At 67.0% G+C, this 7,549-nt stretch carries 9 protein-coding genes; 1 reads left to right on the forward strand and 8 read right to left on the reverse strand.

What is annotated here, in order from left to right; all coding sequences use genetic code 11:
• Nucleotides 1-89: 89 nt before the first annotated feature.
• The 7 genes from DID98_RS21720 to paaA form a co-directional block, all read right to left on the reverse strand.
• A complete protein-coding gene (locus tag DID98_RS21720; RefSeq protein ID WP_059682891.1) occupies nucleotides 90-695 on the reverse strand; it encodes a TetR/AcrR family transcriptional regulator in 606 nt (201 codons plus the stop codon).
• 22 nt (nucleotides 696-717) lie between these two features.
• Nucleotides 718-1,533, reverse strand: a complete 816-nt coding sequence (locus tag DID98_RS21725; RefSeq protein ID WP_124489238.1) for a DUF1835 domain-containing protein — start codon at nucleotides 1,531-1,533, stop codon at nucleotides 718-720.
• A gap of 129 nt (nucleotides 1,534-1,662) precedes the next feature.
• Complete coding sequence (paaE, locus tag DID98_RS21730; protein WP_124571412.1) at nucleotides 1,663-2,799, reverse strand: 1,2-phenylacetyl-CoA epoxidase subunit PaaE; 1,137 nt, start codon at nucleotides 2,797-2,799, stop codon at nucleotides 1,663-1,665.
• A 31-nt stretch (nucleotides 2,800-2,830) separates the two neighbouring features.
• Nucleotides 2,831-3,394 (reverse strand): 1,2-phenylacetyl-CoA epoxidase subunit PaaD, encoded by a 564-nt coding sequence (gene paaD, locus DID98_RS21735; protein WP_124520505.1) that lies wholly within the window; start codon nucleotides 3,392-3,394, stop codon nucleotides 2,831-2,833.
• A gap of 25 nt (nucleotides 3,395-3,419) precedes the next feature.
• A complete protein-coding gene (gene paaC / locus DID98_RS21740) occupies nucleotides 3,420-4,223 on the reverse strand; it encodes a 1,2-phenylacetyl-CoA epoxidase subunit PaaC (RefSeq protein WP_124571407.1) in 804 nt (267 codons plus the stop codon).
• Between the two features lie 10 nt (nucleotides 4,224-4,233).
• A complete protein-coding gene (paaB, locus tag DID98_RS21745; RefSeq protein ID WP_006752453.1) occupies nucleotides 4,234-4,518 on the reverse strand; it encodes a 1,2-phenylacetyl-CoA epoxidase subunit PaaB in 285 nt (94 codons plus the stop codon).
• Between the two features lie 36 nt (nucleotides 4,519-4,554).
• Complete coding sequence (gene paaA, locus DID98_RS21750) at nucleotides 4,555-5,553, reverse strand: 1,2-phenylacetyl-CoA epoxidase subunit PaaA (protein ID WP_044846317.1); 999 nt, start codon at nucleotides 5,551-5,553, stop codon at nucleotides 4,555-4,557.
• A gap of 200 nt (nucleotides 5,554-5,753) precedes the next feature.
• Between paaA and DID98_RS21755 the strand changes: the two genes are divergently transcribed.
• Entirely contained in the window at nucleotides 5,754-7,019 is a 1,266-nt protein-coding gene (locus DID98_RS21755; RefSeq protein ID WP_124571408.1) for an SGNH/GDSL hydrolase family protein, read from the forward strand.
• 157 nt (nucleotides 7,020-7,176) lie between these two features.
• Here DID98_RS21755 and DID98_RS35895 read toward each other — a convergent pair.
• Nucleotides 7,177-7,549, reverse strand: a 373-nt coding sequence (locus DID98_RS35895) for a hypothetical protein (RefSeq protein ID WP_221622536.1), incomplete at its 5' end; no start/stop codon positions are given.

Genomic DNA, 7,549 nt, shown 5'->3' on the forward strand with positions numbered 1-7,549 from the left:
ATTTATAAGAGATTTAAAATTCATCACATGAAATGCGCGGCGGCCTGTCGCAGTGTACCCGCCGCGCAACGCATGCTGCTGCGCGGCAATCACGCGCCAGACGACAGCCCGTGCTCCATCAGGTCGATCACCTGCTCGGCGAAGTCGCGGTAGCCGAGGCGGCCGCCCGGCTTGAGCCATGTGAACGTCCAGTTGATCATCCCGAACACCATCATCGTGACCGACGTCTGGTTTTCCTTCGAGATCCGGTCCGGATAGGCGCGCGCGAGCTGGCGCGCGAATGCCGCGACGATGTCGCGCTGGCGGTCGAGCACGATTTCGCGCTGGGCGTCCTCGAGATACTTCACGTCGTTGAGCAGCGCGACATGGCGGCTGTGCGACGTCTCGTACTCGGCGAGGAACGCGCGCACCAGCTCGGCGAACGCGTCGCGTTCGCTGAGGCCGCGCCGCTGGCTCGCACCTTCGACCTCGGCGATGATCAGCATCAACCGCTTCGTGTAGCGGTCGAGCAGGTCGAACAGGATCGCTTCCTTGCTCTCGTAATAGTGATAGAGACGTGCCTTCGACGTGCCGCTCGCGGTCGCGAGATCGGACATCGACGTGCTCGGGTAGCTCGTCTGCGCGAATTTCTCGGCGGCGAGATCGAGGATCTGCTCGCGCTGGGATTCGTGGTCGGGCGCTCGGGTACGGGCCATGGTCGAATGCGAAAGAGTAGCGTTAGCGAGGCGCGGCGGGCGCGCGCACCTGCGTGGAAGAAAGGGCGGCCGGCGCGTCGTCCTGCAGCTCGAGCCGGCCGGCTGCCGCGAGTTCGCGGCAGCGCCACCAGGCGATCGAGTCGCTGACGAACAGCCCGCCGCGGTCGGCGCCGGCCATGATGCCGCCGACGACGCGTCGAGCGGGCAGCCAGCCGGTTTCCGCGTGCGCGACGATCAGCGCGTCGAGGTCCGCGTATTGGCCGCTCTTGATGGTGTTGCTGACCCAGTAGCGCAACTCGGCATTCAGGTGCTTCGCCTCCTGCCATTCGAGTGCGAGGCGGCCGATGCGCAGCACCGAGATCGGTGCGGCCAGCGGCCGTTTGCGCGCGAGCGCCGCCGGCGAGAACATCCCGGTCGAACAGGCCTGGTCGGTACGGGTCAGCGCCGCGCGCTGCGGCGCGTCGAGGTCCGCGGCCGACAGCCGCACCTCGTTCAGGCGCTGCGGCACGTTGCGCAGGTGATAGGCGACGCGGCGCAGCAGCAGCTTGTCGCCGACGCTCGGCGCGTGCCAGACGACCACCTGGCCCGTCTCGGTCGCGAGCTGGTCGAGGCGGGCGAATTCGCCTTCGATTTCCGCGTTCCAGTCGGGAATCGCGTCGCCGAGCACGCGCTGCCAGAAGGCGGCGCGCGTGTCGGGCGTCTCGTCGGCGCCCTTCAGCGGACCGACCGCGAGATCGTCGAGCAATCCGACGACGCGCTCGTCGCGTCCGGCTTGCGCGAGGGCCTCGCGCAGCGACGCGGCGGCGGTGCCGCCCTGAATCACGTGAATGGTACTCATCGGTCTGTCGTCAACAAAAGAAAACCGCCGGCCGGGCGGACGTGAAGACGTCCAGCCGGCCGGCGGCCCCTAGTGTAAGCGAGATGTGTGACGACGAGAAACCGGCGCGGCGCGCCGGCGCGACGCCGCTCAACGCTCGTCGAAGCTCACGACGACCTTGTCGCTGATCGGGTGGCATTGGCACGTGAGCACGAAGCCGTCCTTCACTTCGTGTTCCTCGAGCGTGTAGTTCTTCTCCATCCGGACCTCGCCTTCGACCACCTTCGCCCGGCACGTGCAGCACACGCCGCCCTTGCACGCGTACGGCAGCGCGAGGCCCGCGCGCAGGCCGACGTCGAGCAGGCTCACGCCTTCGTACGGCAGGCGCAGCTTGCGTTTCTTGCCGTCGAGCACGATTTCGAGGTCGGCAGCCGGCGTCTGGTCGGTGATCTCGACGACGGGCGCGCCCGCCTGCGGCAGCGGCGTGCCGAAGCGTTCGACGTGCACTTTCGCCTGCGGCACGCCGGCTGCCTTCAGCGCGGCTTCGGCCGCGTCCATCATCGGCGCCGGGCCGCAGATGAACGCTTCGTCGATTGCGTCGGCCGGCGTGAGCGTCGCGAGGAATTGCGCGCATTTCGCCTGGTCGAGCACACCGTTGAACAGCTCGACGTCCTGCTGGTCGTCCGACAGCACGTGGTACAGGACGAAGCGGCTCATGTAGCGGTTCTTCAGGTCCTCGAGTTCCTCCGCGAACATGATCGCGTCGACGCTGCGGTTGCCGTAGATCAGCGTGAACGTGCTGCGCGGTTCGAGTTCGAGCGTCGTCTTCACGATCGCGAGCACCGGCGTGATGCCCGACCCGCCGGAGAACGCGACGTACTGCTTGCCGTGGTCCGCGTTCAGATGCGTGAAGAAGCGGCCGTCCGGTGTCATCACGTCGATCGTGTGACCCGGCTGCAGCGTGTCGAACGCGAAATTCGAGAAACGGCCGCCGCGCACGCGCTTGATGCCGATGCGCAGTTCGCCGTCGCGGTCGTAGTCGGTCGTGCCGACGCAGATCGAGTACGACCGGCGCGTTTCCTCGCCGTCGATGTGGGTCTTCAGCGTGACGAACTGGCCCTGCGTGAAGCGGTACGCGTCGCGCAGCTCGGGCGGCACGTCGAAGGAGACGGTAACGGCGTCGGCGGTCTCGGGCCGCACGTCGCGGATACGCAGCGGGTGAAATTGCGGGGTTGACGACCCCCGCCGGGCCGCCCCAACGGGGGCGTCGGCCCCCTCGGGGGGCAGCGAATGAAGAGAGCGTGGGGGCTGTTTCATTTCAGTAAGGTTTGAAGTAGTCGAAGGGTTCGCGGCAGTCGACGCAGCGATACAGCGCCTTGCAGGCCGTGGACGCGAATTGCGCGAGGCGCTCGGTGTTGGCTGAGCCGCAGCGCGGGCACACGGGCGCCGCGACGGGGCGCGGCACGAAACGCACGACGTTTTCCCGCGGCGCGGCGCTGCCGCACTGGCCGACGGGCGGCGCGATGCCGTACGCGCGCAGCTTGTCGCGCGCTTCCTGCGTGATCCAGTCGGTCGTCCACGCGGGGGCGAGCACCGTCTCGATCCGGTGCGGCGGCAGGTCGGCGGCCTGCATTGCCGCGGCGATGTCCTCGGCGATCTGCGACATCGCCGGGCAGCCGGAGTAGGTCGGCGTGATCACGACTTCGAGCTGGCCGTCGTCCGCGCGACGGACGTCGCGCAGGATGCCGAGCTCGCGGATCGACACGACCGGAATCTCGGGATCGGGCACGGCTTCGAGCACGTCCCACGCGCGCGCGAGCAACGGATCGTTGCGGTGCGCGGCGGGCGTCGGGTCGGCGGGGGCGGCGGTCTGGACGGACATCGTCGGGCTCCGTTGGGGCGGCGGGTTACCAGGTCGCGCCAGGGTGCTGGCGCGCGAGGCTCTGCATTTCCGCGAGCAGGTAGCCCATGTGCTCCGAGTGCTCGCCCTGCTTGCCGGTGCTCACGTGCTGCACGGGCGCCGGCAGGGTGAGCGTCGCTTCCGCGAGCGCTTCGTCCACGTCCGCGCGCCATGCGGCTTCGAGCGCGGCAGGTGCCGGGCCGACGCCCGATGCGCAGGCCGCGTCGTCGATCGCGTCGGCCGCGAAGCATTCGCGCGTGTACGGAATCAGGTAGTCCAGCGCGGCCTGAGCGCGGCGATGCGATTCGTCGGTGCCGTCGCCGAGGCGCACCAGCCATTCGCGCGCGTGCTGCACGTGATAGCGGGTCTCCTTCACCGATTTTGCGGCGATCGCGGCCAGTTGCGCGTCCGTCGACGTTTCGAGCGCGGTCCACACGTGCAGCATCAGCGTCGCGTAGAGGAAGTTGCGCACGATCGTCACCGCGTAATCCTTGTCGGCGTGCGCGGTGCCGGCGATCGGGCCGTAGTGCGGCAGCTCGGCGAGCGTGAAGTTCGCGAACTCGCGCTCGGTGCGGAAGTACGCGTAATCGTCTTCCGTCTTCGTCGCGCCGTTCAGCTGGTGCTCGAGTTCGGCTGCGTGCGTATACAGCATGCGGGCCTGGCCGATGAGGTCGAGGCTCATGTTGGTGAGCGCGATGTCTTCCTCGAGGATCGGGCCGTGGCCGCACCACTCGGCGTTGCGCTGACCGAGGATCAGCGCGTTGTCCGCGAGGCGCAGCACGTAGGAGAGGTGTTCGGGCGTGATCGTCATGGCGCGGGCGTTACATGTGGTTGACTTCGTCGGGCAGCGTGTAGAACGTCGGGTGACGGTAGATCTTGTCGCCCGCCGGTTCGAACAGCTCGGCCTTCTCGGCCGGATCCGACGCGGTGATCGCCGACGACGGCACCACCCAGATGCTCACGCCTTCCTGGCGGCGCGTGTAGACGTCGCGCGCCATGCGCAGCGCCATCGACGCGTCGGCTGCGTGCAGGCTGCCGCAGTGCTTGTGGTCGAGGCCTTGCTTGCTGCGCACGAACACTTCCCAGATCGGCCATTCCTTGTTCATCACTCTCTCCTGAATCCTGTATTCGATGGTTGCCGCTCAGGCGGCGTGCTGTTCGGCGCGGGCGCGGCGCTTCGCCTCGTGCGCGAGCGCGGCTTCGCGCACCCATGCGCCGTCGTCGTGCGCTTTCACGCGGGTCGCGAGGCGTTCCTTGTTGCACGGGCCGTCGCCGTTGACGACGCGCCAGAATTCGTCCCAGTCGATCGCGCCGTAGTCGTGGTGGCCGCGTGCCTCGTTCCATTTCAGGTCGGGGTCGGGCAGCGTCACGCCGAGCACCTTCGCCTGGTCGACCGTCGCGTCGACGAACTTCTGCCGCAGGTCGTCGTTCGTGATCCGCTTGATGCCCCATTTCGCGGACTGGTTGCTGTGGACCGAATCGGCGTCGCTCGGGCCGAACATCATCAGAACCGGCCACCACCAGCGGTTCACCGCCTGCTGGACCATCGCACGCTGCGCGTCGGTGCCCTTCATCATCGACAGCAGCGCATCGAAGCCCTGGCGCTGGTGGAACGACTCTTCCTTGCACACGCGGATCATCGCGCGCGCGTACGGGCCATACGTGCAGCGGCACAGCGGGATCTGGTTCATGATCGCGGCGCCGTCGACGAGCCAGCCGATCACGCCGACGTCGGCCCAGGTCGGCGTCGGGTAGTTGAAGATGCTCGAGTATTTCGCCTTGCCGGCGTGCAGCGCGTCGATCAGCGAATCGCGCGAGACGCCGAGCGTTTCCGCCGCGCTATATAGGTAGAGGCCGTGACCGGCTTCGTCCTGGACCTTCGCGAGCAGGATCGCCTTGCGCTTCAGGCTCGGCGCGCGCGAGATCCAGTTGCCTTCCGGCAGCATGCCGACGACTTCCGAGTGCGCGTGCTGCGAAATCTGGCGCACCAGCGTCTTGCGATAGGCGTCGGGCATCCAGTCCTGCGGTTCGATCTTGCCGTCCGCGGCCATGACCGCGTCGAACCGCGCCTGCTCGGGCGACTCGGCTGCGGCGTCGAGCGATGCGACGTTGCCGGGGATGTCGAGGGATTGCGTGTACATGGCGGAGGATCTCGTCCGGTTGAATGTGTGCGAAGTATAAACCAACCGACCGGTCGGTTAATAAATTTCTCGCGGATTTGCGGGGAGATTCGGGTAAACGTGGGGCGTCGGGGCGCGATCGCAGGGCAGGAAGACGGTCCGGCGCGTGAGACGGGCCGCTTCTGCGGCACAATGCCCGCTTTCCGATAAGGATTTCGCCGATGTCATTTCGAAGCAGTTTCGTCGCGACCGTGCTGGGCGCGTCCGTGTTCCTGTCGCCGCTTGCCGCCTCGGCCGCACCGGCCGGGTGGGTCGCCGCGTGGGCGACCGCATTGCAGCCGATTCCCGACCTGGCTGCGCCGCCGCCGCTCTATCGCGCGCCCGACGTGGGCGGACGGACCGTCCGGCAGATCGTCTACCCGACGGTATCGGGGCATGCCGCGCGGATTCGCGTGAGCAATGCGTACGGTCGCGCGCCGCTGGTGATCGAGGGCGCCGGTCTTGCGCGCGCGGGTGACGGCGCGGCGCTTGCCGACGGGGCGAGTGCTGCCGTGCGCTTCAGCGGCAAGGCGTCGGTGACGCTCGCGCCGGGCCAGGAACTCGAAAGCGACGCGGTGGCGATCGACGTGATGGCCGGGCAGCCGTATGCGATCAGTCTGCGGATGGGAGCGAACCAGCGGATGACCGTGTGGCACCGCGTGTCGAACCAGCTCAATTTCGTATCGGCGCCGGGTGATCACGTGAACGATCCGGGCGGCGGTGCCTTCCGTGTGCGCTTTACCCAGTATGCGTGGGTGACCGAACTGGCCGTCGAGGCCGGGGCCGCGCGGGCGAGCGTCGCCGCGATCGGCGACTCGATCACCGACGGGCTGCGCTCGAGCCTGAACCGCAACCGTCGCTGGCCCGACGCGCTGGCGCGCCGGCTGTCCGCGGCAGGTTCGGATTCGCTTGGCGTCGTGAATCTCGGGATCAGCGGCAATCGTCTGCTGAGCGATTCGGCGTGCTACGGCACGTCGCTGGCGTCGCGGTTCGAGCGCGATGCGCTGTCGCGCGCGGGGGTGAAGGCGGCGATCGTGCTGATCGGTATCAACGACATCAACTTTGCGGCGATGCCGCCGCGCGCGGGGCTGGATTGCGACAACCCGCATACGCAGGTCACGGCGGCATCGTTGATCGACGGCTATCGCCGGTTGATCGAGGCTGCACACCGCCAGGGGGTGAAGATCTTCGGTGCGACGCTCACGCCCGCGGCGTTGCCGGCCGGGCGCGAGGCGATCCGGCTCGAGGTGAACCGGTGGATCCGAAGCGGCGGCGGGTTCGATGGTGTGGTCGACTTCGACGCGGTACTGCGCGATCCGGCGCGCCCGAGTGTGCTGCAGCGCCGCTACGACAGCGGCGACGGCATTCACCCGAGCGACGCCGGTTACACGGCGATGGCCGACGCGGTGCCGGTGGAGCAGCTGCAGGCCGTGGCTGGCGGCAAGTAAACTCGCCATATATATAGAACGACGGATTGCCGGCCGCTTCAAGGTCGCCGGAGGCACGTAGTTCATCGAACCCCAAGCCCCCGTGCGCGGCAGCGCACGGGGGCTTTTCAAAATATTTTCACAAAGGGGTTGCGCGGACGAGGGCAGGTGCTTAGAATCACGCCTCTTTCGCGCTAACGGAAACGCGGCGCGGGAGAAGAAGGGAAGCGGTGCTGTCGGGCGGGTCGTAGCGGCCTCGACGGTGCAGGAAGTTGAACCCCAGCCGTCGCAACGAAGCAGTTAAAAAGTTGTTGACGAACTGAAAAAGACGGTTCATAATCTCGCTTCTCTGCTGCTGAAAACGCAGCGCTGCTGAGAAAGCCTCCGGGTCCTCGCAGAAATGCTCTTTAAAAATTAACAGCCGATAAGTGTGGGCGCTTGATGGCGGCGAGCTGATCTTCGGGTCAGATGGCAAAAGTATCAAGAGTCTCACACTAAAGTAAGTCAGGTTTATGAAGTGATTCATATTCCTGTCAGCTTTGAGTGAGCGA

This window comes from Burkholderia sp. Bp8984 (assembly GCF_003853755.1).
Classification (GTDB): domain Bacteria; phylum Pseudomonadota; class Gammaproteobacteria; order Burkholderiales; family Burkholderiaceae; genus Burkholderia.

Coding starts and splice junctions, on each gene's coding strand:
- DID98_RS21720 (WP_059682891.1), bottom strand. CDS start 695: ATGGCCCGTACCCGAGCGCCCGACCACGAATCCCAGCGCGAGCAGATC.
- DID98_RS21725 (WP_124489238.1), bottom strand. CDS start 1,533: ATGAGTACCATTCACGTGATTCAGGGCGGCACCGCCGCCGCGTCGCTG.
- paaD (WP_124520505.1), bottom strand. CDS start 3,394: ATGTCCGTCCAGACCGCCGCCCCCGCCGACCCGACGCCCGCCGCGCAC.
- paaC (WP_124571407.1), bottom strand. CDS start 4,223: ATGACGATCACGCCCGAACACCTCTCCTACGTGCTGCGCCTCGCGGAC.
- paaB (WP_006752453.1), bottom strand. CDS start 4,518: ATGAACAAGGAATGGCCGATCTGGGAAGTGTTCGTGCGCAGCAAGCAA.
- paaA (WP_044846317.1), bottom strand. CDS start 5,553: ATGTACACGCAATCCCTCGACATCCCCGGCAACGTCGCATCGCTCGAC.
- DID98_RS21755 (WP_124571408.1), top strand. CDS start 5,754: ATGTCATTTCGAAGCAGTTTCGTCGCGACCGTGCTGGGCGCGTCCGTG.